The sequence below is a fragment of the Solitalea longa genome (assembly GCF_002920915.1).
Lineage (GTDB): Bacteria > Bacteroidota > Bacteroidia > Sphingobacteriales > Sphingobacteriaceae > Solitalea > Solitalea longa.
Genome location: NZ_PQVF01000019.1, coordinates 40,548 through 62,462, shown reverse-complemented (window position 1 = coordinate 62,462; position 21,915 = coordinate 40,548). Strand labels below are relative to the sequence as shown.

Here is a 21,915-nt window from a genome sequence, read left to right as displayed (position 1 = left end):
AAGTTAAGCCCGCCAGAGCCGATGGTACTGCCGTAACAGGTGGGAGAGTAGGTCGGTGCCGATTTTTATACAAGCCTCTTGGTTCACGCCAAGGGGCTTTGTTTGTTTAGGGACCTGGCTAAAGGGCTAAATGGTTGTATTGTGAAATGGTGAAATTATTTACTAACCACAGGGTTGCACAGTGGTACACGGAGTTGGAATGACTTTGTGTAACCCGGTGCTACTCTGTGGTTTATTTTTTAACAATAGAACAATAAAACAATAAATCAATAAAACCAATCATCGAAATAACAGTCTACCCTAACCACTCTAAACCCGATTGTAATGGAAAGCCCGGAACGAAGCAGTAGCCGATGGCTTGGTGTGAGGACTTGGAATGGATAACGGGACGAAGGATATTAATATTCACTGGATCTATGTTTTCGAAAACTTATTTTATTAAATAACAATGATAAGTATCCTTTTTTTTAATTTTTGATTTAATTCCTCAACCTATTTAATATTGTCTACCTTTAACCCTTGAATGCTAAGTGCATATAAAGTGTTTTAAACTTAAACTCAAACTATAAATGAATTTTTCGTTGTCACGTTTGGAGGTAATGAAACATATTGAAAAGTATATTCAAGATGCTTACAATGATTTTCTTACGCCAGTTGATAAAATATGGCAGCCAGCAGATTTACTGCCGGTTGCAAGCTCAGAGAATTTTTTTGAAGAAGTAAAACAACTGCAAGATAGCGCTAAGGAATTATCGTATGATTTAGTTGCTGTTTTAATTGGAGATACTATTACAGAAGAGGCCCTACCTACATACGAAACATGGTTGGCAGGGATAGAGCATGTTTCACAAGATCGTAATGGACCTTGGAGTAAATGGGTTAGAGCCTGGACAGCTGAAGAGAATCGCCATGGAGCGGCATTGAATACTTATTTGTACCTGTCGGGTCGGGTTGATATGCGTAAAATGGAAATTTCTACACAATATCTTATAGCTGATGGCTTTGATATTGGTACTGATAAGGATCCTTATCGCAACTTTATTTATACCAGTTTTCAGGAAACTGCCACCAATTTATCGCATCGTCGTGTAGCTCAGTTCGCTAAACAACAGGGGGATACTTTAATGGCTAAGTTATGTGGTCATATTGCTGCCGATGAGGCTCGTCATGCAAAAGCCTATAAAGCATTTGTTGCCCGTATTTTGGAAATTGATCCTAATGAGATGTTGTTAGCCTTTGAAGACATGATGCGCAAAAAGATTGTTATGCCTGCACATTTTCTTCGCGAGATGGGGCTGAAGATCGGTCAAACGTTTGGTCATTTTACCGATGCTGCACAACGCTTAGGTGTTTATACAGCTACTGATTATACTGATATTTTGAAAGATTTAGTTGATGAGTGGAAATTGGATCAGTTAACAGGATTAAATGATGCCGGTGAAAAGGCCCGCGATTATTTAATTGCATTGCCTGATCGTTTAAACAGGGTGGCTGAGCGGATGAAAACTCCTACACTTGAATATAAATTTTCGTGGATTCACGCTTAAATAATATAGAAAACCGGGTTAAGCCCGGTTTTTTTATTTTTTACCACTGTCTCCTTCAATTTTAAAACCTGTTTTCTGATAATCTTTTGGCTTGTAGGCATCAGGTATCTGAATCATATTTCCATCTCTTACCGCGAATACATGCGGAGACATGATTTCTAACCCCGCCTCATTAAACATATCTTGTAAGTTTTTATGTAGCTCCGAATAGATTCCCGCCATTTGTTGTGGCAAATCGGTATAAGCATTTATCTCATAACTCACGTAAAAGTCATTTAAAGCTGTTTGCAAAACAAAAGGAGTAGGTTGCTTTAGAATTCCTTCTGTGTTTAAGGCAGCACTTATCATTAGTTCATTGATATGCTTCCACGGAGTGTCATAAGTTAATGTTATTGTAGTGTGCAGGATAAGCCCCAGGTCCTTTGCTGAAGATGAATAATTAGTGGAGGGGCTTGATAAAATTGTAGAGTTTGGAATGGTGATATCTTCATTCTTAATCGTTCTTATTCGTGTTATCAATAGATTTTTTTCAATCACATCACCGATCTCTTCTCCAATTTTAACCCGATCACCTATCTTAAAGGGCCTCATATAAGTTAACACTACACCAGAAACGATATTAGAAATAGCTGAGGATGAGCCTAGCGAAAGTAAAACTCCTATAAAAACAGTTACTCCCTGAAAAATTTTAGAATCAGAGCCAGGTAAATACGGAAATATCACCACAAACATGAATGCGTATAACAGAAAACGTATTATGTTGAAGGTTGGCATAGCCCAGTCGGGATAAAATTTAGGAATTTTAATAGTGCCGTTGGCTACTTCTTCTGCCAAGAAATGGAACAATTGAATAATGTATCGGGTTACGAGATAGATTACGATAATGGTAAGCAGGTTAGGTATATAATGAATTACTGCCAGTAAGATATTTTTTAAAGGATTTAATAAATAGGTGAGTAGTTTGTCGGCAATGGGCTGTGTCCAAGGAAAAATACTGAATAGAACAGGAAGCGTGAGATAAATAATAAGAATAAGTAACGACAACTTAATAACTTTTACAATGCCCGAAATGAGAGGAAGAATACGTTCGGTATAATTTATTTCTATGCCCTTTTTCCTTTGGAATTCATTAAGCCTTAATTTGGTATATTTTAGTAATCGTATTTGTAAAAATCGGAAGAACTTATTAATGAAAAAGATAAGCATTCCAACAATGAATATTACACCTAGAACCTCTAATACCTGAATAAACAGATTTCCTAAGCTTTTTCCTGTATTTAAATCAATAAAAGCCGATTTAATAGCTTCAAAATATTGTGTTGCCAACTCTTTTCGCGGAATACCAGCTTTATGGGAGTCTTTGTCGGTAACCATCAAAAGTGGTGTATCAGCATAGTATATTCTTGAAATGCCTTCACGTTCAATATGTTTTAGCGAATCGATTGTGAAATTAGGTTCGTTTAGGAGCTTTTCAAGCCTCGAATTAATTAGCCGGGCTCGTTCCTTTATACTAACGCCTTCAAAATCATTGTAAATGAAAAAAAGGGTGTCATTGCTCAAAACTATGGGAGCTTCTATCGAATCCCGTTTTTGGGCATTAACAGTATTAAAGAATATACATAATCCCAAAAGTAGGACCAAACTTCGGGTATTCATATGGAAAAGATGAGTTTTAATAAGGAAAATACGCAAAACAATCCAATTTATAAGTCAAATCAATTATGCTTTGATTTATAAATGTTTGTTTGGTTTTATTTGATTGGTTTTTTATATAAAAAATGAAAAAAAATAAAAAATCTATCAAATTGCATGTGTTTTTAGTGTTGATTTGATAAAATATTCAGTTTTTTAAATAAAAAATATTCAAAATGGTGATTTTTATGATTTCTTCAATAAAAACTTATAAAAAATATAGATAGTGTTTCTGTTACACTAATATTTGTGTTAAAAATTCAAATAATTGCAAAGATTAGTCATGTTTTTTGCTTAAAAATTAGTTGTTTTTCTATATATTCTTTTGAGTTGATTTGTTTTTAAGGAATTTTGTTTTGAAATTTAGCTTTGTAACCTAATAAAATTAAATATTTCAACCTGTTAACTGTTTAATTATGGAAAAATTTTCACTAAGTCGATTGCTACCGTTCACAATTTTGGCATTGGTGGCCATTTTGGCAATGTTCGTACCCTCATTGCCAAACTTCGCAGATACATCTAAGTATAATTCTGCAGATATTGCCTGGGTAATTGTTGCTGCCTCGCTGGTATTTTTAATGACTCCGGGCCTTTCTTTCTTTTATGGGGGAATGGTTAACCGTAAAAACGTGATCAGCACCATGATTAAAAGTTTTGTTGCTACCGGAATTATCAGTGTTTTGTGGGTTGCGATTGGATTTAGCCTGTCATTTGGAACCTCAAACAATGGCTTCATTGGCGATCCAACATCATTTTTCTTTTTTAAGAATGTGAATAGCTCAGCTCCATGGAGTCTGGCACCAACTATTCCTTTGTTGTTATTCGCCTTATTTCAAATGAAATTTGCGATTATCACTCCAGCATTGGTGGTGGGAGCTGTTGCTGAACGGATTCGTTTTACTTCCTATCTGGCGTTTATCGTTTTATTCTCTTTATTTATTTATGCTCCTATCGCGCATTGGACATGGCACCCTGACGGCATCCTGTTTAAAATGGGAGTGTTAGATTTTGCAGGTGGTACTGTTGTTCATATTTCGGCTGGATGTGCAGCTTTAGCAGGAGCTATTGTTCTTAAACGTAGAAAATCAAAAGAAGTGCAGCCTGCAAACGTTCCTTATGTGATTTTAGGAACCGGTTTGCTATGGTTCGGTTGGTTCGGCTTCAATGCAGGTTCTGCCTTAGCTGCTAACGATTTAGCTACTTCAGCATTCGCTACTACAAATACTGCTTCAGCAGTTGCAGGACTAGCCTGGATGTTCTTCGATTATGCAAGAGGCAAGAAACCTAGTGTATTGGGCTTTTGTATTGGTGCTGTAGTAGGTTTGGTAGCTATTACTCCAGCTGCCGGATTTGTTGCCATTCCGCAAAGTGCTATTATCGGTTTAGTTGCAGCTATTGTTTCTAACCTTGCCGTTTACTGGAAAGAAAAATCAGGAATCGATGATACCCTGGATGTATTTCCTTGCCATGGCTTAGGTGGTATGATGGGAATGATCTTAACCGGAATATTTGCAACTAAAAATGTGAATGCCGTTGGTGGTACTGGTTTATGGTATGGTGAAACAGCGTTATTCATCTCTCAGTTAAAAGGTCTTGCCATTGTTGTAGCCTATAGCTTCACAGTTTCTTTGATTATTTTCAAAGTAATCGACTTATTGAATCCGATCAGAGTATCGCAAGGGGAAGAAGAAAAAGGGCTGGATGAAACTCAACACGGAGAAAAATATGTGCAAGGCACGCTGTTAATTGATAATAACGGAGCCTTAATTGATAAAGATTCTGCTGAGACGGTAGTTCTTTAAAGCAATGTTAATTGGTTGAGAAAGAGAAATAAATAAAAAAAGGTACGGTATTAATAAAACTATCTGACCATAGTTTCAATACCGTACCTATTAACAAACAAAATCTGCTATACAATGATAAGAAAATTTTACGCAATTGCCATCATGCTGGCGAGCGGAAGTTACTCCTACGCTCAAACCGATACAACTACAGCGACTGAAAAAAAGCCCTTCTTTAAATTCTCAGGTTCTGCAGATGTTTATTTTAAATACGATTTCAGAAAGAACCCCGCAAATACCTATACAAGTTTTACCAATACTCACAACTCATTTGAATTAGGTATGCTTTCGGCAAAGGTTGAACATCAGGGAGATAAAGTGAGTTTTGTAGGTGATTTAGGTTTTGGTTCAAGAGCCGATCAGTTTGCATATAACGATGTGAACAGCCAAATTATGTTGAAACAGTTGTTTATTACCTATGCACCGGCAGAATGGGTAAAGTTTTCAATGGGTAGCTGGACAACTCATATTGGCTATGAGTTGGTTGATCCGTATTTGAACCGTAATTATAGTATGTCGTACATGTTTTCATACGGCCCCTTTTTTCATACAGGTTTAAAGGCTGATCTGGTATTTGACCGTGTGGGTGTAATGGTTGGAGTAGTTGATCCTACCGATTTTAAAACCGCAATGTTACAAGAAGGAACTAAATATAAAACGTTCATAGGACAATTGAGCTATGGATCTTCAAGTGGGAACTTTAAAGGATACTTTAACGCATTAGCAGGGAAGCGTGGTACTGATTCTGCTATGGTATCTCAGTTTGATGTTGTTTTAACGCAAAAAATAAATAATAGCTTTTCGCTGGGAGCTAATGGTACCGTTGCCAATTTTGATTATAAAGATAGCTTTACTCAAACAGGAAAGAAAAGCTGGTGGGGCGCTGCTTTATATGTTAATTATGATGCACCAAAAGTTTGGGGAGTCACACTACGGTCGGAATACTATGATGATAAGGACCAATCGAATGTGTTTGCAAGTGCTGCAGCTGGGGGCCATGTGTGGGCTAATACCGTAACACTTAACTTAAAAGTTAGCTCATTAATGATTATGCCCGAAATCAGATACGAGTCTGCGAGTGAAGAGATTTATTCTGACTTAAATGGGGAAGGTTTTAAAAACAACACCAGTTTCTTATTGTCGGCTGTATATCAGTTTTAAGAATTTTAATACCAAAATAATCTGTTAGTTGCACAACAAATGTCCGGGCGCAAGTCCGGATTTTGTTTTTTATAGAACATCTCGATCAAAATGTCGCGGTTACCCCCTCAAATGGTGCAATCAGCCCCTAAGATATAGGCTGCATGTTTGTTATCTTAATGTTTTATATCTCATCAGAATAACCAGGGTTGATGCAGGTTTTAATGGAATCATAGTTCATTAAAAGTTTAGCTGATTGTTCTTGCATATAAATCATTTTACCATGAATAAAGTAAGTTATAAAACCGAAATCAATGCTCCTACAGAGAAAGTATGGAGTGTATTGTGGGAAGATAAAACCTACAGGGATTGGTCAGGTGTTTTTCATCCCGAAAATCATATTGTTAGCGATTGGGAGGTGGGTGGTAGAATATTGTTTGTGGATAATAAAGGTAATGGCGCTTTTGCTCAGATTATTGAGAATACACCGAATGAGTTTATGTCATTTAAACATTTAGGATGGGTAGGAGATTGGAAAGAGTTGCCTTTAGATTATGAGGTAACGATAAATGGAAAGGTGATGCGATGGACAGAAGTGACTGAAAGTTATCTGCTCCATGAGAAAAATGGAATAACAACTTTAACGGTTGAAATGGTTGGACCTAAAAGTGATTGGGAAGAATATGGAAACGTAGTGTATCCTAAGGCTCTGCAACGAGTTAAAGATCTTGCCGAAATGAACTAATCAATCTTAATACCTAAAAAAACAATTATGACAAATCAATTTTGGATCAATCTTCCAGTGAAGGATGTGGACAAATCGCGAGCGTTTTTTACGCAGATCGGCTTCAGGTTAAATACTCAGCATGGAAATGGAAATGATTCGGCTTCGCTTTTGATCGGCGATCAAAATGTAATCATAATGCTTTTTCAGGAGCAAACATTTTCGATCTTTTCGAGCAATTCGGTTACTGATACCAAGCAATCTACTGAAGTGCTTTTTTCTATTGATGCTCAATCGCCTACTGAAGTGGATGAAATAGCATTAAAAGCGGAGCGAGCCGGAGGTGTTGTTTTTGGAAAACCCTCACTGGTACAGGGTTGGATGTATGGTTGTGGTTTTACAGATCTTGATGGTCATCGGTGGAATGTTTTGCATATGGACATGACTAAAATGCCTAAAGGATAACTTCAATAGTCATAAAAACAGGCTGTCTCGAAAGGGACAGCCTGTTTTTCCTAAATCTCACTACATTATATTATGGAGTAGTCCCGCCACAAGACCGTATATCAGAAAATGTAGGGTTATAAACTATTGCATTATCAGCAATACCGCCCCCATTGCCATCAAAATGCATAGAATGCTGGGTTTCTAGTACTTTGCATACACCACTAACTTTTTGAACTTTAACCGCTTGTAAACTAACAGCAACCGCCGCCGTGTTATTAGGGGCAGGATCTAACCCTAAGCGCGAAATTGGTATGCAGAAAAAGAAACAGGTATTATAGCACCCTGTTGAATATTTACTGTATTTAAAATGATCAATAATGCCCCAACCAAGTGTTTCTGCAAGATCAAAGTAGCGCTGGGTGGATCCTGCATATACTCTAACTGATTTTAAACGCCACCCTGCTGCAGCGTTACTTCTTATATGAATATAAAGATTGGATGCATCATTAAATACCTCGGAATATCCGACCGAAGTCCAATCCCATGCCAAACTAGTAGGATCATCTATAGGAGGTGTTAGAAAACCAATGTCCCTGGTGTCAGAACCTCCGCATCGGGTAATTGATTCAACTGTTTTTTGATAAAGTACTTCGTCATCATTAGATAATTCTCCCTGATCGCTAGTTTTTGGTGTGGGAGTAATTTCTTGTTTTTGACAACTTGTTGAATAAAAAAATACCATAATTGTTATTATGATACTTTTGAGGTAGAGAGAAGTTTTCATAGAGAAAAATTTAGATAAGATTGATTACTGTAACAGCGAGATATTAGGCTAGATTAAATATAGTAAATGACTGAATGTTAATGTGTTAATTTTTTTGAATTGCGTAGATGTACTGAAGGCAGATTGAAACGAATGACTTTCTTTCCATTCATTTTGAAAGCGATATCAAAAGAAAGTTTTAAATACAAATACATCAGATAAAAACGGCCGATATTATTCGACCGTTTTCTTGCATATAGAGCGATTAACTATAGAAAATTGGCAATTGTTATTTAAGGCCCCAGATTTTTAAAATAGAATAATAGTTTTCCGGATGTTGGGCCCTGATAAGATAAATTAAATTAGTAAGGGTTTGAAGCAATCGTGACCGGCTGGTCTTTTTCTCAACAGAAAATCGATAAGATAATACCGCAAATCGGCGTAAGAGAACATCATATTCGGCAAGAAGGGTTTCCCAAAAATGAATTCCATGTTTTTTATTTTGAAGCTGATGTTTCTCCAATGCTTCAATAAGAGAAATGAGTGATAAAATTCTTCCCTCCCGATTGCGGGGAAGTATATAACGATTTTCCGATTTAATTATTCCAAACTCGTTGAAACGTGATTGAATATTATCAGCTCCGTAAAGTTCTCTAACATATCTTTTTACATGAGAGAGTGCTCCATGAATTTCATTCTCCAATGTTTTTATGCGACTACCAATTTTCACCAGTTCATTTTCGTTGTTGTGAACATGCTCATAACGAGCAATTTCTTTTTCGAATTCATATGATGAAGTTCGAAAAACGATATAGTTTGGACTATTTTTCCAGGCAGTACATACCGATTTAAGTGTTTGAATAAACTCGAAACTGGTGTGATGTGGTTGTACTTGTGTCCGTATCTTTTTCAAAATAGGATTTTCCATGGTACTTTAAAATGAATAATAGATGTGACCGAAAGATAAGTACTTAATTTTTCACTGGCCAAGCTGCATTGGCAAAACTTACTTTTTTGTAAGCTTTATTAATATTTTTAGCCTAAATGGACTTATATCCGTTAAAAAAATAGGTTTCAAAATATAGAAAGAGAAATTTGAACAACTCTTTAAGAGTTGTATGAATAATTGATCGAAAGATCAGCTTTCAGATAATTAAAAAGCCCAACATAAGGTTAGGCTTTTAATAATTGATCATCAATTTCTTTCTCCTTAAGCTTTTGGAGCCATTTTAGTTAATTTTTTATGACACTTGCTGCATTTACCAGGTTGTGCGCTTACTTCATTATTGTGTTCAGTGCAGTAATAGCTGCCATCTTTAATGAGGGCTACATGATCTGTAGGACAATCACCTCGTTCTGTTGCTGAATATTCACATTTCGGACAACGATACTTTGCTGGGCTATCCGCATGTTTATGTGATGTAGTTTTGGCAGTAGCTGCAGGTGCTTCTTGCGCATAAACTCCCTGAGCAAATGCACAAGTTATTATTAACAATAAGAGTTTTTTCATAACCTTAAGATTAAAAATAGAGGAGTAAAAGTTTTTTCATTCGGTAAGGTTCTACTTATGTTGATTAGTTGGCCTTAAATAAAACCAAAAACTGAACCATTGTAATTTGTGTGATAAGCCTTATTGTTTTCAAATTTTCAGAACAAAATAATTTATTATTCTGTTGACCACTTAATACCTAATATTAAAACAGCTACATGAACATTCTCCTATACGAACAAGTGATAATAGATAACCTTTATGAATTTTGGCGCTTTGTTGGAATCAAATCAGGTACGCTTTTAACCACGTTTAATTATCAGGCGATCATACTTCAGGATTCGGATTGGCCTAAACGGATCTTCGGATTAAATTCTCCTGAATTAATGAGTGAGGTTGAATTCAAGCGACTTTCGGAACGGATTAGAGCAGGGGATTTGCCCGGATTGATAACATTATCAGAATCGGTAAGCGAAAAATATAGGTTTTAATCCAAGGTTCAGTCAATTAGGAATGATAATAAAACTAGCTGATTTTAAGCCTTCTCAAAAAACAAGTGATCCGCAATTTCTTCTCGTTCAATCCCTCTCAGATGCAGAGCTGTTTGCTTCTATTGCTTCACAATCCTTTAATTATAGGGTGGATAGTAAAATGATTGCCAGCATTATTAATCATGACGAAAATGTAAAGTTGTTTGTTGGATATATCCGTCAGCAGCCATCATGTTGTGGACTTGTGTTTCATGACAAAAATGGATATGGCGGTTTGCATATGATCGGTACTCCTCCACAGTTAAGAGGTCAGGGACTGGCTACGCTAATGACCAATTACTTATTACAGGTGTGCATTGAAGATGGTAAGGATTGGTGTGTGCTTCATGCTTCGGCAGCCGGAGAACCAATTTATGCCAAACTTGGCTTTGAACCTGCCAAGCAAATAATTACCTATGTCTTAACCTAAGTAGAAGTACTTAATTGCGAAATCGAGTTAAAATACTGATTTGTAGCAAATTAAGCTGTTGTAATTTTAGTTATTCGAAATACTTGAAACGGATCGGTTACCGCCAGGTATTTGAAAACTAACAACAACATTATCATGATTAAGAAAATCTTAAAAATCACAGGAATCAGTCTGGGCTTACTGGTAGGTGTTTTAGTATTGGCATATGGAATAATAGCATTTAATGTTTATAAACGAGGTAACAAAGTTTACGCTGTAGATGCAAAGAATATAAGCATTCCTCAAGATTCTAGTTCTCTTAAGCTAGGAGAACATGTTTCAATGATTAAGGGCTGTCGCGATTGTCATGGTGAAAAGTTGAATGGGAAAGTTTTTTTTGAGGATCCCTTATTAGGCACCTTAACCTCTGCTAATCTTACCGCCTTAGATAATTACACGAATCAGGATTGGGTAAGAGCAATTCGACATGGGATAAGAAAGAATGGTACTCCTTTGACCATTATGCCTTCAAACGAATATGCAACTCTTACTGAAAAGGACTTGGCTGCACTCATTGCCTATTGTAAAAGCCTTCCGAATGAGCCTAATAACCTTCCTCCGCTTTCAATTGGGCCATTGGCTAAGGTGCTTGATGCGTTCGGAAAGGTTACTTTATATCCGGTAGAAACAATCGATCACAGCCAGGAGATGTCTGCTGAGGTTAAGCCAGAGGTTTCAGTTGAATTCGGAAAATACATGGCTCAAACTTGTGCAGGTTGCCACAAGCCAAATTTTAAAGGTGGAGACAATGCAATTCCCGGAGGGATTCATGTTCCCGATCTAACCAAAACCGGTGCTGTAGGGAAATGGACAGAAGCACAATTTACATCTGTTTTACGAACAGGAAAAAGACCCAACGGTACGCAAATGAAACCCGAAGATATGCCTTGGCAAATGACCAAAGAGTATAGTGAGGTGGAAATAAAAGCTTTGTATAAATTTTTAAATACGCTATAAGATGAAAACGAGGACAATTGAGAATCCTTTAATTAAGGATAAAGTGACGTTTTTAGAAACAGCAAATGAAACAGCAGGGAAACACACCTTTGTTGAAGTTGAACTGTCTCCTGGAGGAGGTAATGATCTTCATTATCATAAAGTTTTTTCCGAAACCTTTGAAGTGGTTGAGGGTGAATTAGGAGTGGAGGCTGATGGAGAAAAAATCATTATAAAAAAAGGCGAGAGTTATAAGGTAAGCGAAAATATCATGCATCGGTTTTTTAATCCCTCTGATAGTACACCGGTAACGTTTAATGTACTACTTGAGCCCGGACATGCTGGATTTGAACAAACCCTTATGGTATCTTACGGATTATGCAGAGATGGAAGAACAAATAAGAAAGGTATGCCCAAAAGCTTTTATCATTTAAGTCTTTTATTGGTTTGGAGTGATACAAATTTGCCAGGTATTTATCAATTGATCCTTCCGGTAATGCAATGGTTTGCTCAAAAAGCTAGAAAGAAAGGGATTGAAGCCCAATTATTAGAGGAATATTGCATGTAGGATAAATTCAGTTTTTTCATGAGGTCAAAAGCCTTGTTATTCCAACATATGTAGGATGACAAGGCTTTTGACTTATTTTTTTTGTAGACTTTTTAAACTGCCAAATCGGTTAATTTCAATTAATTACATTAGATTTGCCCAAAAAATATTACTAATTGTTTATTTAATTAACCACAGTTTTATGAATTGTTTAGTAAAGAAATACAAGGCAATTACCCCCCTATTATTGCTGCTATTAATAACAGTTTGCAATTCGTGTAAGAAGAACGACGATGAACCTGAAGTAGCTGTAAAGTTTAATAAGTTTTCATTGTCATCATCACAGAATAGCCCATATCTATATACTTCAATCGAATTTGAAATAAAGGACTCAGTTTTAACAGGAAGAGTCCCGTATTTGACTACCGTAAGTTCGCTTGTTCCAACATTTGAAACAGGGGCAACATCTGTAACAGTTAACAATGTAGTGCAGAAAAGTGGTGTTAATGCATTGGACTTTTCTAAACCTGTTCGTTATAAATTAACTGACGCTAAAGGTAAAAGCAGCGAATTCGTTATTAAGCTGGTGAATTTTACGGGTTTGCCTATTGTGAATATAACAACAGAAGGTGGGGCAGCGATTACTTCAAAAGAGGAATATCTTAATGGTCATGTTACCATTAATGGCTTGGGCGGTTTTAGTGATTTTGACGGTGACTTGAAGATCAAAGGAAGAGGTAACTCTACCTGGTGGTTACCCAAGAAACCATATAAGATCAAATTCGATAAAAAACAATCGTTATTAGGAATGCCGCAAGATAAAGAGTGGGTGTTGTTGGCCAACTATACTGATAAATCCCAGTTAAGAAATGCAACAGGTTTGCTTATGGGGCAAATGAGTGGTTTAGAATGGACTCCCAAAGCGCAATATGTTGAGGTTTATCTAAACAATACCTATCAGGGCTCTTATCAGTTATGTGAAGCTATAAAAGTGGCTCCCTCACGCGTTAACGTTACAGACAATGGCTACCTGCTGGAAATTGACCAGCTCGACAGGCTCGACCCTGGTGATGCTTATTTTTATACATCTACTCTACTGGTCAATATTAAAGAACCAGTAGTGCAAGTTGATGATGAGCGATATACTTACATAAAAAACTATGTAAATGAGATGGAGAGAGTATTGTTTAGTGCTGATTTTGCTAATCCTCAAACAGGTTATGCTAAATACATTGACGTTCCAAGTTTTATTGATTGGTATTTAATTAACGAAATTGCCAAAAACCAGGATGCTAATTTTTTCTCAAGTTGTTATATGAATATGGTTCCCAATGGAAAATTAAAAATGGGGCCTATTTGGGATTTTGACATCGGTTTTGGTAATGTGAATTACGATAATAACCACGAAGTTGAGGGTTTTTGGGTGCAGCGAGCATCATGGATGAATAGACTTTTTCAAGACCCGGCATTTGTTAAGCAGGTAAAACAACGTTTTCTTTATTTCAAAGATCATAAATCTCAAATAATTGATAATATTAATTCAGGAGCAGTAAAACTTAAATGGACAGCTACCGAAAACGATAAGATTTGGAATACTTTGTATAATTATACCTGGCCAAATTATGCTGTTTATGGCTCTTATGATAATGAAGTAGGAGAATTGAAAAGATGGATAAACGCCCGTATGGTTTGGTTGGATGGGGCTTTTGCTAAGATGTAATGCGTTGTTTTGACAGTTTCTTATAGTACAAAACGGAGACCGGAAAAACTCTGAAATAAAACATAAACGCCTTGCTGAAAACAGCAAGGCGTGTGAATTTTAAAATTCTAAAATCGTACTTCTACAATCTAACTTCCCTTTACATATTCCTTCTATATTGTCCTCCAACTTGGTATAGAGCACCAGAAATCTGGCCTATCGAACAGTACTTGGTAACTTCCATTAGTTTTTCGAAAATGTTTTGATTATGAATGGCTGCCTGTTGAAGCTCTTTTAGCGACTGCGCAGACTGGTCTTCGTTACGTTTTTGGAAAGCTTGTAAAGCTGCAATTTGATATTGCTTTTCTTCTTCAGTTGCACGAATTACTTCCTGTGGAATAACCGTTGGTGAACCTTTACTATTCAGGAACGTGTTAACACCGATAATAGGATAATCGCCGTTGTGTTTCAACGTTTCGTAATACAACGATTCTTCCTGGATCTTACTGCGTTGATACATGGTTTCCATAGCTCCTAAAACACCACCACGATCATTAATGCGTTTAAATTCGGCTAGTACAGCTTCTTCAACCAAATCAGTAAGCTCTTCAATAATAAATGAACCTTGTATTGGGTTTTCGTTTTTCGCTAAACCTAATTCACGGTTAATGATCAACTGAATGGCCATGGCTCTGCGTACCGATTCTTCGGTAGGAGTGGTAATGGCTTCGTCATAGGCATTGGTATGCAATGAATTACAGTTGTCGTAAATAGCGTAAAGTGCCTGTAAAGTGGTGCGGATATCGTTAAAGTCGATTTCCTGGGCATGCAATGAGCGACCCGAAGTTTGAATGTGATACTTCAGTTTTTGTGAACGGTCATTTCCTTTGTATTTGTTTTTAATAGCTTTTGCCCAAATTCTTCTTGCCACACGGCCAATAACTGCGTATTCAGGATCGATACCGTTGGAGAAGAAGAACGAAAGGTTTGGTGCAAACTCATCAATATGCATTCCTCTGCTCAGATAGTACTCAACAAAAGTAAATCCGTTAGCAAGCGTAAATGCCAGCTGTGAAATCGGGTTGGCACCAGCTTCAGCGATGTGATAACCCGAAATAGATACCGAGTAGAAGTTGCGTACTTTCTGATCGATGAAATACTGCTGAATATCACCCATCATACGTAAGGCAAACTCGGTAGAGAAGATACAAGTGTTTTGAGCCTGATCCTCTTTTAAGATATCGGCCTGCACAGTACCGCGAACGGTGGCAATAGCATAGGCCTTGATCTTTTCATATACATCTGCCGGTAAAACCTGGTCGCCTGTAACACCTAAAAGCATTAAGCCTAAGCCATTATTGCCTTCAGGTAGTTCTCCATTGTAGCTAGGCCTTTCAATACCTTTCTGCTTATAGATCTCCTCAATTTTAGCTTTCACCTCTTTCACCAAGCCATGCTGATGAATGTATTTTTCACATTGCTGATCAATGGCCGCATTCATGAAAAAGCCCAATAACATTGGAGCCGGGCCATTAATGGTCATCGAAACAGAAGTGGTGGCGTGACAAAGGTCAAAACCTGAATACAATTTCTTGCAATCATCAAGCGTGGCAATAGATACACCCGAATTACCAATTTTTCCGTAAATGTCCGGACGGGTATGAGGATCTTCACCATATAAAGTCACTGAGTCGAATGCGGTTGACAAACGATGAGCAGGCTGACCTAAAGAAACATAATGGAAACGTTTATTGGTACGTTCAGGTCCACCTTCTCCTGCAAACATACGAGTAGGGTCTTCACCTTCGCGTTTTAAAGGAAATACTCCTGCTGCATAAGGGAATTCTCCCGGAACATTTTCGGTTAATAACCAACGCAAAATGTCGCCCCAGGCTTCATATTTAGGTAAAGCGATTTTTGGAACTTTCAGCCTTGATAATGATTCATAAAACAAAGGCTGCTTTATTTCTTTGTCTCGAACCTTATAAACGAAAAAGTCTTCTGAGTACTTCTTTACAGTTTCAGGCCATTCACGTAATAATCGTTTGCATTCGCCGGAAAGATTCTCTTCCAGATGAATGTACAGTTGTTCAAGCTGACTGATCGTTTCAGTTTGAGGCTCAGTTTGAGCTTTCAATAAATCAATTGTCCCTTTTAACTGAAACATCTTTTGGGCAGTATTACTCTGCTCATTTACCCATTTCTTGTATTCATGGTTGTTTTCAACAATCTCCGCCAAATAACGGTTGCGATCAGGTGGGATGATGAAAACTTTTTCAGAAACTTCTGGAGTCAACTCATAATGTGCCTGAAAATCAATTCCGGTTTTTTCTTTGATCTTACTCATTAAGGCTGCGAACAAATTGTTCATTCCCGGATCATTGAACTGCGAAGCAATGGTTCCAAAGATTGGCAGACTGTCATCGTTAGCATCCCAAAGGTTGTGATTACGCTTGTATTGTTTTTTAACGTCACGAATAGCGTCTAATGCTCCGCGCTTATCAAATTTGTTAATAGCAACAAGGTCAGCAAAATCAAGCATGTCAATTTTTTCCAACTGTGTAGCGGCACCAAACTCAGGTGTCATTACATATAACGAAACATCGCAATGCTCTGTGATCTCAGTGTCAGACTGGCCGATACCTGAAGTTTCTACAATGATCAGGTCATAAGAAGCGGCTTTGCATATGTCAATTGCCTCCTGAACGTATTTTGAAAGAGCAAGATTTGCCTGACGAGTCGCCAAAGAACGCATATATACTCTCGGGTTATTGATCGCATTCATACGAATACGGTCACCCAGTAACGCTCCTCCTGTTTTGCGTTTGGATGGATCGACAGAAATAATCGCGATGGTTTTATCAGTTTCGAGCAGGTAACGACGAACCAACTCATCCACTAGCGAAGATTTGCCCGCTCCACCGGTTCCGGTAATACCCAACACAGGAATTTTGCGTTGACCAATTAGGGTTTTTACCTCATCTAAAAACTTATCTGCCTCATCCGGAAAGTTTTCGGCAACCGAAATGGCATGAGCTATAGCGGTTACTTCCTTCTTTCCTATATTTTTAATTTCTCCGTTAAGTTGAGTTTTAACCGGAAAATCACATTCTTTCATTAGGTAGTTTATCATACCTTGTAATCCCATGGTACGACCGTCATCCGGAGAAAAAATACGAGTAATGCCATATTGATGGAGCTCGTCAATTTCTTCAGGAAGGATTACTCCTCCACCACCACCAAATAGTTTAATATGTCCCGCACCACGTTCTTTTAGCAGGTCGAACATGTATTTGAAATACTCAACGTGTCCTCCCTGGTAGCTTGTCATAGCAATCCCCTGCACATCTTCCTGAATGGCACAGTTTACCACTTCTTCAACAGAGCGGTTATGGCCAAGGTGAATTACTTCCGCTCCTGACGACTGAAGGATACGACGCATGATATTTATGGATGCATCGTGCCCGTCGAAAAGGGAGGCGGCCGTAACAAATCGTACTTTGTTCTTAGGTTTATAAACTTCTACAGTTTCCATCATCAGGTTATTGAAGCGTCAAATTTATACATTTCAACCTATAATAAAGGATAGAATGAATGTTGAGGAATTAGTATCTTCAAATTAAAAACCATCTATGAATCATCAGGATATCCGTTCATATTTTGAAGCTGAAAAGTCGGCTACCTTTATTATTATGATTATTGGGTTACTGGCAGTAATTACAGCGATTGTTTTCTTTTTTCTAAAAACAAAGCTGTTTGTAGGTACGGCAATTCCATTATTGGTTTTCGGAGCCATAGAAGTAGCAATTGGGTATACAGTTTATGCCCAAACGGATAAACAGACCAGTGATGTGATCTATAGTTTTGATATGAATCCTGATTACCTGAAAAATAAAGAGCTTCCTCGAATTCAAAAAGTTAACAGCAATTTTAAAGTGATCATGTATGTTGAAATTGGTTTGCTGCTGCTTAGTTTAGTATTGGTTTGGTTGAATTATTCAAAGCAGAATTTCTGGTTAGGAATAGGTTTGGGCCTTTTGCTTCAAGGGTTGATTTTGTTTGTGTTTGATCAGATTGCCGAACGAAGAGCCCGTATCTATACTGAAAAATTGACACAATTTACAGCCAGATTTTAAGCGCTTTTCACTTCTTTTTCTCTTCTTTTATTTGAGCTCATTTTTTATGAGTTGGATTCTTTTTTGCTTATAATCAAAAAGTTACAATGCGGTCGGAATTTTGTAACTTCATCTTGGTATTTAACGCTCTCTATATGAATAAACGGACAGCCCTCATAACCGGGGCTACACAAGGAATAGGTTATTATTTCTCGCGTATAATGGCCCGTAATAAGGTTGATTTGGTGCTGATTGACAAAAATGAAGACCATCTGCTTGAGCTTGCATTGGATTTGTACCAACGTTATGGTGTTCGGGTGAAATTTATCCCTTTTGATATGAGTAAAAACAATGCCCCTTTTGTGGTATATAACGATATCATAAAAGATGGCTTTCATATTGATTACCTGATCAATAACGCAGGGGTAGGCGATGGCGGCTACTTTCATGAAATTGATTGGGAAAAAGAACGGGAAATGATCAATTTGAATGTAGTTTGTTTAGTACAGTTAACTAAACTGATTTTAAATGACATGGTAAAGCTGGGTAAGGGTCGGGTACTGAATGTCGCCTCTACTGCAGCTTTTCAGCCGGGTCCCAATATGGCTGTTTATCATGCCACCAAAGCCTTTGTTTTATCATTTTCCGAAGCCATAGCTAACGAGCTTAAAAATAGCGGAATAACTGTAACTGCCCTTTGTCCGGATCCGAAGCAATCGGGTTTACAGCACCTTGCCGAAATAGAAGTTAATAAACTGCTTAAAATGCGGAAGCTGCCCAAAGATTGGGAAGTGGCTGAATTTGGGTTCCACTCAATGATTGAGGGTAAAACAGTGGCCGTAAATGGTTTCATGAACCGCTTGCTGCTGAATACCATGCGCCTTTTTAGAAAATCAACCCCAGGTCATCCTTATGCGAAATATCCCGTATCCAATAATGAATGAGTTTAAACAGTAAGTTATTGATTTTCAATTGAAATAATTTCAGTCAATACTTAGCCATCAGATCCCCGCCGGTAAAATGGTTCGGGGATTTTTCTTTACCTTTGCGCCATGTCAACGGTTTCAGGGATAACAACGTATAATAATTACGGGGCGTGGCTTCGGGAGAAATATGATGGGCAGCGTGTGTTCAAAGTCATAGTGGATGGTGGGTTTACTTGTCCGAATAGGGATGGTAGCAAAGGTTACGGAGGATGTACTTATTGCAATGTCGATTCCTTTACCCCAGAGGTTACCCGTTCATTGCCTGAAATGCGCGACCAGCTTTCTATAGGCATGGAGCGTGCCCGTCAAATGTACAGGGCCGATAAATTCATCGTTTATTTTCAGCCTAATACCAATACTTATGCGCCTGCTCATTATTTAAAGGCCATGTATGACGAAGCATTGTCGGTAAATACCAATGATATAGTTGGTCTTTCTGTTGGTACACGTGCCGATTGCATTGATGCCGAAAAGATTTCCCTGCTCGAAAGTTACACCGACCGTTTTGATGTTGACCTGGAAATGGGCATGGAGTCTATTTATGAAGAAACCTTAGCACAATTGAACCGTGGTTGCAGTCATGCTGAATTGGTTAAAGTTTTGGGTATGCTTGATAAATCAAAACTGGATGTGTGTGTGCACTCTATTTTTGGTTTGCCTGGCGAAACGCACGATATGATGCTGGCCTATGCTGCTGAGATCAATCGCCATCCTCGAATCAATCATGTAAAACTTCATCATTTATACATCGTAGAAGGCTCTATAATGGGGGTGAAATACAAACGCCAACCGTTTAAATTGTTTACGATGGAAGAATATGCGGAATTTTTATGTGAATTTATCCCACTTTTACGCCCTGATATTGTTATTCAACGACTGTTCGGTATATCAGATCGTCAATTCCTAATTGCTCCTGATTGGGGTATGAATAAATCAGGTATTCAAACTTATTTCGAAAACTATTTAGAGAAAAAAGGAGTGGTGCAGGGTAGTAAGTACGAACCTGTTGGAACGCTGATTTAATGTTCATCTCCTAAGAAATCTTTTTAATCAGATAGTTTAGATATAAAAAAAAGCGGCAACCTTTTAAGGTATACCGCTTTGCTTTAATTGACAATTATACTGATCTATTATGCTGTGTGCAGTTTGTTTTTAAACAATACCTGAATCTCATTCTCTAAGTTGGCTAAACCTTCCTCGAAACGAGCTCCAACTTTATATTCCGATAAATTGTTAACAATCTTGCGGTAATAATTAATACCTTCTTCTAAATTCGATTTAAAATCCAGAACGTATTTTTCTTTCTTTTGATTGAAACTGTCGGTCAATTCATCCACCTGTTCTTTTAAATAACTGATGTACAGCTGAAGTTCTTTGGTGAAAACATCGGGCCTGGTAATATTACCTAATACGTTTTCTCTGCCGTAAATATGGCCTACCATTTCTTTCAAAGAGGTTGTTCGGTTGAAATAAGAAATGTTCGGTCCCGGGCAAATGGTTACCGCATTCAGGTTTTTAAGGAAAGGAATTTTATAATCTATTGAAGCAGAGTTGCTCAATCCGATACATAAACACTCTTTTGATAAAACCGCAGTAATTTGTTTCTTCTTCTCTAAAATCGAAATATCTTGTTTTTGAATATCTGCAATTTTTAATTTTTGATATTCAATTGAAGCCGTACAAATTGGCTTTTCAGTAAACTCGGTATTGTTTTGCAAATATTTTTCGGTACAAGGACTGCCCGGTTTGGCATTTGCAATTCGCTCATGCTTTTCATAATCAGAAGTTGTTCTGTTTAAATAGTTAAAGCGAACACCCAGTGGTGAATTATGGCTCAGCACCACGTCTTCTTCCGTTGATTTAGCCAATAATTCTAACGTTTTCGTATCAACAGTAGTAGCTTCAGGTACCAGTAAAAATGGTGATCCCCAGCCAATTGAATCTAATTGATAATACTCAGATAAGAAATCATGCTCGGCCGCTGTACCAACACCACCCTGATAAGTAACTCTTAATTGCGGGATTGCGTTTGGAACGGTTGCGCCTTTTAATTCAAAAGCTTTCTGATAAACTTCAAATAAACTTTGAACAAGCTCTTCTCTTTTCGATTTAAATTCCTGAAGAATTGGGCCGATCAAATATCCATCGGTAGCAAAAGCATGTCCACCGCAGTTTAAGCCTGATTCAATCCGGAACTCACTTACCCAAATTCCTTTTTTTGCCAGGTATTTTCCCTGAATTAAAGCTGAGCGGTAATCACTTACTTTAATAACAATTCGTTTACTGCATGACCCATCTTCATTTAGCTTAAAGGTATCGAACTGCTCTAAATAGTTAAACAACCGAGGGTTTAAGCCTGCTGAAAAAATGATTGATGAATTTTCAAGATCACTTTCGGCATATCCTTTTAATGCTGTTAAGGCATCCGAACCATTAGCTATGCTGTTTCCTTCTTTATCATAATTCTCTCTGTCAACCTTGGTCATGATGTTAACATCAATTCCTCCAGGAGTGATAAGCTGACGAAGTGTTGTTTGAAGTTCAAGCTTTTCGAATTCACTTTTAGCTGCCATCATTTTATTGTAAAGCAGCTTAATGCTATGGTTTTCAGGTAATAATTCGAAATATTTAACCAATTCTGATCCTTTTTCAAAAGCCGAATTTTTTAATTCTTCAAATTGTTTCTTTACAACACGGTTTAAAAGGTTGAGGTAATCTTTTATTCTTTTAACACGATAATCAGGTTCCCTGTCACTAATTGGTTGGTATTTTTCATTCAGCTCGGCATAGTAATAGCCGCGCATCATTTCAATTAACCGGTCTTCCACAACTGAAACTACGGATGAGATACCATAGCGTCCAACTTTCGCCGGACTGTCAATGGTATATGCCAGGCCCATAACCGGAATGTGAAATGAATGAATTTGTTTCTGCCTCATTATTAATATTTTAGCAATTAATATTTAGCACGAAGAGACTGAAAAAATCAG

Annotated in this window: 19 protein-coding genes; 13 read left to right on the top strand and 6 right to left on the bottom strand. The window is 37.5% G+C overall.

Features of this window, described 5'->3' with window-relative positions; all coding sequences use genetic code 11:
- The first annotated feature begins 569 nt into the window (after nt 1–569).
- Complete coding sequence (locus tag C3K47_RS18785) at nt 570–1,547, top strand: acyl-ACP desaturase (protein ID WP_103790708.1); 978 nt, start codon at nt 570–572, stop codon at nt 1,545–1,547.
- A 33-nt stretch (nt 1,548–1,580) separates the two neighbouring features.
- Here C3K47_RS18785 and C3K47_RS18780 read toward each other — a convergent pair whose 3' ends face one another.
- Entirely contained in the window at nt 1,581–3,203 is a 1,623-nt protein-coding gene (locus C3K47_RS18780) for a mechanosensitive ion channel family protein (RefSeq protein WP_103790707.1), read from the bottom strand.
- Between the two features lie 452 nt (nt 3,204–3,655).
- Here C3K47_RS18780 and C3K47_RS18775 point away from each other — a divergent pair, with 452 nt between their 5' ends.
- The 4 genes from C3K47_RS18775 (at nt 3,656) to C3K47_RS18760 (ending at nt 7,409) form a co-directional block, all read left to right on the top strand.
- Nucleotides 3,656–5,041, top strand: coding sequence for an ammonium transporter (locus C3K47_RS18775; protein WP_103790706.1), 1,386 nt, complete (start codon nt 3,656–3,658; stop codon nt 5,039–5,041).
- 114 nt (nt 5,042–5,155) lie between these two features.
- Nucleotides 5,156–6,241, top strand: coding sequence for an outer membrane beta-barrel protein (locus tag C3K47_RS18770; RefSeq protein WP_103790705.1), 1,086 nt, complete (start codon nt 5,156–5,158; stop codon nt 6,239–6,241).
- 262 nt (nt 6,242–6,503) lie between these two features.
- The gene (locus C3K47_RS18765; protein ID WP_103790704.1) at nt 6,504–6,965 is read left to right on the top strand and encodes an SRPBCC domain-containing protein; all 462 of its coding nucleotides are present in this window, start codon (nt 6,504–6,506) and stop codon (nt 6,963–6,965) included.
- A gap of 27 nt (nt 6,966–6,992) precedes the next feature.
- Entirely contained in the window at nt 6,993–7,409 is a 417-nt protein-coding gene (locus C3K47_RS18760) for a VOC family protein (protein ID WP_103790703.1), read from the top strand.
- A 70-nt stretch (nt 7,410–7,479) separates the two neighbouring features.
- On the opposite strand, the gene C3K47_RS18755 is transcribed toward C3K47_RS18760, so the two are convergent.
- The 3 genes from C3K47_RS18755 to C3K47_RS18745 all read right to left on the bottom strand — a co-directional run bounded on the left by C3K47_RS18755 (nt 7,480) and on the right by C3K47_RS18745 (nt 9,664).
- A complete protein-coding gene (locus tag C3K47_RS18755; protein ID WP_103790702.1) occupies nt 7,480–8,175 on the bottom strand; it encodes a hypothetical protein in 696 nt (231 codons plus the stop codon).
- Between the two features lie 268 nt (nt 8,176–8,443).
- Nucleotides 8,444–9,082 carry a hypothetical protein gene (locus C3K47_RS18750; RefSeq protein WP_103790701.1) on the bottom strand — a complete coding sequence of 213 codons (639 nt, stop codon included), beginning with the start codon at nt 9,080–9,082 and terminating at the stop codon, nt 8,444–8,446.
- Between the two features lie 282 nt (nt 9,083–9,364).
- The gene (locus C3K47_RS18745; protein WP_103790700.1) at nt 9,365–9,664 is read right to left on the bottom strand and encodes a hypothetical protein; all 300 of its coding nucleotides are present in this window, start codon (nt 9,662–9,664) and stop codon (nt 9,365–9,367) included.
- Nucleotides 9,665–9,861: 197 nt separating this feature from the next.
- Between C3K47_RS18745 and C3K47_RS18740 the strand changes: the two genes are divergently transcribed.
- The 5 genes from C3K47_RS18740 (at nt 9,862) to C3K47_RS18720 (ending at nt 13,845) form a co-directional block, all read left to right on the top strand.
- Entirely contained in the window at nt 9,862–10,134 is a 273-nt protein-coding gene (locus C3K47_RS18740; RefSeq protein ID WP_103790699.1) for a hypothetical protein, read from the top strand.
- Between the two features lie 22 nt (nt 10,135–10,156).
- A complete protein-coding gene (locus C3K47_RS18735; protein WP_103790698.1) occupies nt 10,157–10,603 on the top strand; it encodes a GNAT family N-acetyltransferase in 447 nt (148 codons plus the stop codon).
- Between the two features lie 135 nt (nt 10,604–10,738).
- Nucleotides 10,739–11,599, top strand: coding sequence for a c-type cytochrome (locus C3K47_RS18730; protein WP_103790697.1), 861 nt, complete (start codon nt 10,739–10,741; stop codon nt 11,597–11,599).
- Nucleotide 11,600: 1 nt separating this feature from the next.
- Complete coding sequence (locus tag C3K47_RS18725; RefSeq protein WP_103790696.1) at nt 11,601–12,146, top strand: cupin domain-containing protein; 546 nt, start codon at nt 11,601–11,603, stop codon at nt 12,144–12,146.
- Between the two features lie 181 nt (nt 12,147–12,327).
- Nucleotides 12,328–13,845 (top strand): CotH kinase family protein, encoded by a 1,518-nt coding sequence (locus C3K47_RS18720; RefSeq protein ID WP_103790695.1) that lies wholly within the window; start codon nt 12,328–12,330, stop codon nt 13,843–13,845.
- 139 nt (nt 13,846–13,984) lie between these two features.
- Here C3K47_RS18720 and C3K47_RS18715 read toward each other — a convergent pair whose 3' ends face one another.
- Nucleotides 13,985–17,359, bottom strand: a complete 3,375-nt coding sequence (locus tag C3K47_RS18715) for a methylmalonyl-CoA mutase family protein (protein ID WP_103790694.1) — start codon at nt 17,357–17,359, stop codon at nt 13,985–13,987.
- A 97-nt stretch (nt 17,360–17,456) separates the two neighbouring features.
- On the opposite strand from C3K47_RS18715, the gene C3K47_RS18710 reads away from it, so the two are divergent.
- From C3K47_RS18710 to C3K47_RS18700, 3 genes are all read left to right on the top strand, one after another.
- Nucleotides 17,457–17,960 carry a DUF6992 family protein gene (locus C3K47_RS18710; protein WP_103790693.1) on the top strand — a complete coding sequence of 168 codons (504 nt, stop codon included), beginning with the start codon at nt 17,457–17,459 and terminating at the stop codon, nt 17,958–17,960.
- 134 nt (nt 17,961–18,094) lie between these two features.
- Complete coding sequence (locus C3K47_RS18705; RefSeq protein ID WP_103790692.1) at nt 18,095–18,883, top strand: SDR family NAD(P)-dependent oxidoreductase; 789 nt, start codon at nt 18,095–18,097, stop codon at nt 18,881–18,883.
- A 108-nt stretch (nt 18,884–18,991) separates the two neighbouring features.
- Entirely contained in the window at nt 18,992–19,948 is a 957-nt protein-coding gene (locus tag C3K47_RS18700) for a TIGR01212 family radical SAM protein (protein WP_103790691.1), read from the top strand.
- 107 nt (nt 19,949–20,055) lie between these two features.
- Here C3K47_RS18700 and C3K47_RS18695 read toward each other — a convergent pair whose 3' ends face one another.
- Entirely contained in the window at nt 20,056–21,864 is a 1,809-nt protein-coding gene (locus C3K47_RS18695; protein WP_103790690.1) for a hypothetical protein, read from the bottom strand.
- Nucleotides 21,865–21,915 lie beyond the last annotated feature (51 nt).

What these genes read in the sequence shown, in the direction of transcription:
- C3K47_RS18785 (WP_103790708.1), top strand. Translation starts at nt 570, where the DNA reads ATGAATTTTTCGTTGTCACGTTTGGAGGTAATGAAACATATTGAAAAG.
- C3K47_RS18780 (WP_103790707.1), bottom strand. Translation starts at nt 3,203, where the DNA reads ATGAATACCCGAAGTTTGGTCCTACTTTTGGGATTATGTATATTCTTT.
- C3K47_RS18775 (WP_103790706.1), top strand. Translation starts at nt 3,656, where the DNA reads ATGGAAAAATTTTCACTAAGTCGATTGCTACCGTTCACAATTTTGGCA.
- C3K47_RS18770 (WP_103790705.1), top strand. Translation starts at nt 5,156, where the DNA reads ATGATAAGAAAATTTTACGCAATTGCCATCATGCTGGCGAGCGGAAGT.
- C3K47_RS18765 (WP_103790704.1), top strand. Translation starts at nt 6,504, where the DNA reads ATGAATAAAGTAAGTTATAAAACCGAAATCAATGCTCCTACAGAGAAA.
- C3K47_RS18760 (WP_103790703.1), top strand. Translation starts at nt 6,993, where the DNA reads ATGACAAATCAATTTTGGATCAATCTTCCAGTGAAGGATGTGGACAAA.
- C3K47_RS18755 (WP_103790702.1), bottom strand. Translation starts at nt 8,175, where the DNA reads ATGAAAACTTCTCTCTACCTCAAAAGTATCATAATAACAATTATGGTA.
- C3K47_RS18750 (WP_103790701.1), bottom strand. Translation starts at nt 9,082, where the DNA reads ATGGAAAATCCTATTTTGAAAAAGATACGGACACAAGTACAACCACAT.
- C3K47_RS18745 (WP_103790700.1), bottom strand. Translation starts at nt 9,664, where the DNA reads ATGAAAAAACTCTTATTGTTAATAATAACTTGTGCATTTGCTCAGGGA.
- C3K47_RS18740 (WP_103790699.1), top strand. Translation starts at nt 9,862, where the DNA reads ATGAACATTCTCCTATACGAACAAGTGATAATAGATAACCTTTATGAA.
- C3K47_RS18735 (WP_103790698.1), top strand. Translation starts at nt 10,157, where the DNA reads ATGATAATAAAACTAGCTGATTTTAAGCCTTCTCAAAAAACAAGTGAT.
- C3K47_RS18730 (WP_103790697.1), top strand. Translation starts at nt 10,739, where the DNA reads ATGATTAAGAAAATCTTAAAAATCACAGGAATCAGTCTGGGCTTACTG.
- C3K47_RS18725 (WP_103790696.1), top strand. Translation starts at nt 11,601, where the DNA reads ATGAAAACGAGGACAATTGAGAATCCTTTAATTAAGGATAAAGTGACG.
- C3K47_RS18720 (WP_103790695.1), top strand. Translation starts at nt 12,328, where the DNA reads ATGAATTGTTTAGTAAAGAAATACAAGGCAATTACCCCCCTATTATTG.
- C3K47_RS18715 (WP_103790694.1), bottom strand. Translation starts at nt 17,359, where the DNA reads ATGGAAACTGTAGAAGTTTATAAACCTAAGAACAAAGTACGATTTGTT.
- C3K47_RS18710 (WP_103790693.1), top strand. Translation starts at nt 17,457, where the DNA reads ATGAATCATCAGGATATCCGTTCATATTTTGAAGCTGAAAAGTCGGCT.
- C3K47_RS18705 (WP_103790692.1), top strand. Translation starts at nt 18,095, where the DNA reads ATGAATAAACGGACAGCCCTCATAACCGGGGCTACACAAGGAATAGGT.
- C3K47_RS18700 (WP_103790691.1), top strand. Translation starts at nt 18,992, where the DNA reads ATGTCAACGGTTTCAGGGATAACAACGTATAATAATTACGGGGCGTGG.
- C3K47_RS18695 (WP_103790690.1), bottom strand. Translation starts at nt 21,864, where the DNA reads ATGAGGCAGAAACAAATTCATTCATTTCACATTCCGGTTATGGGCCTG.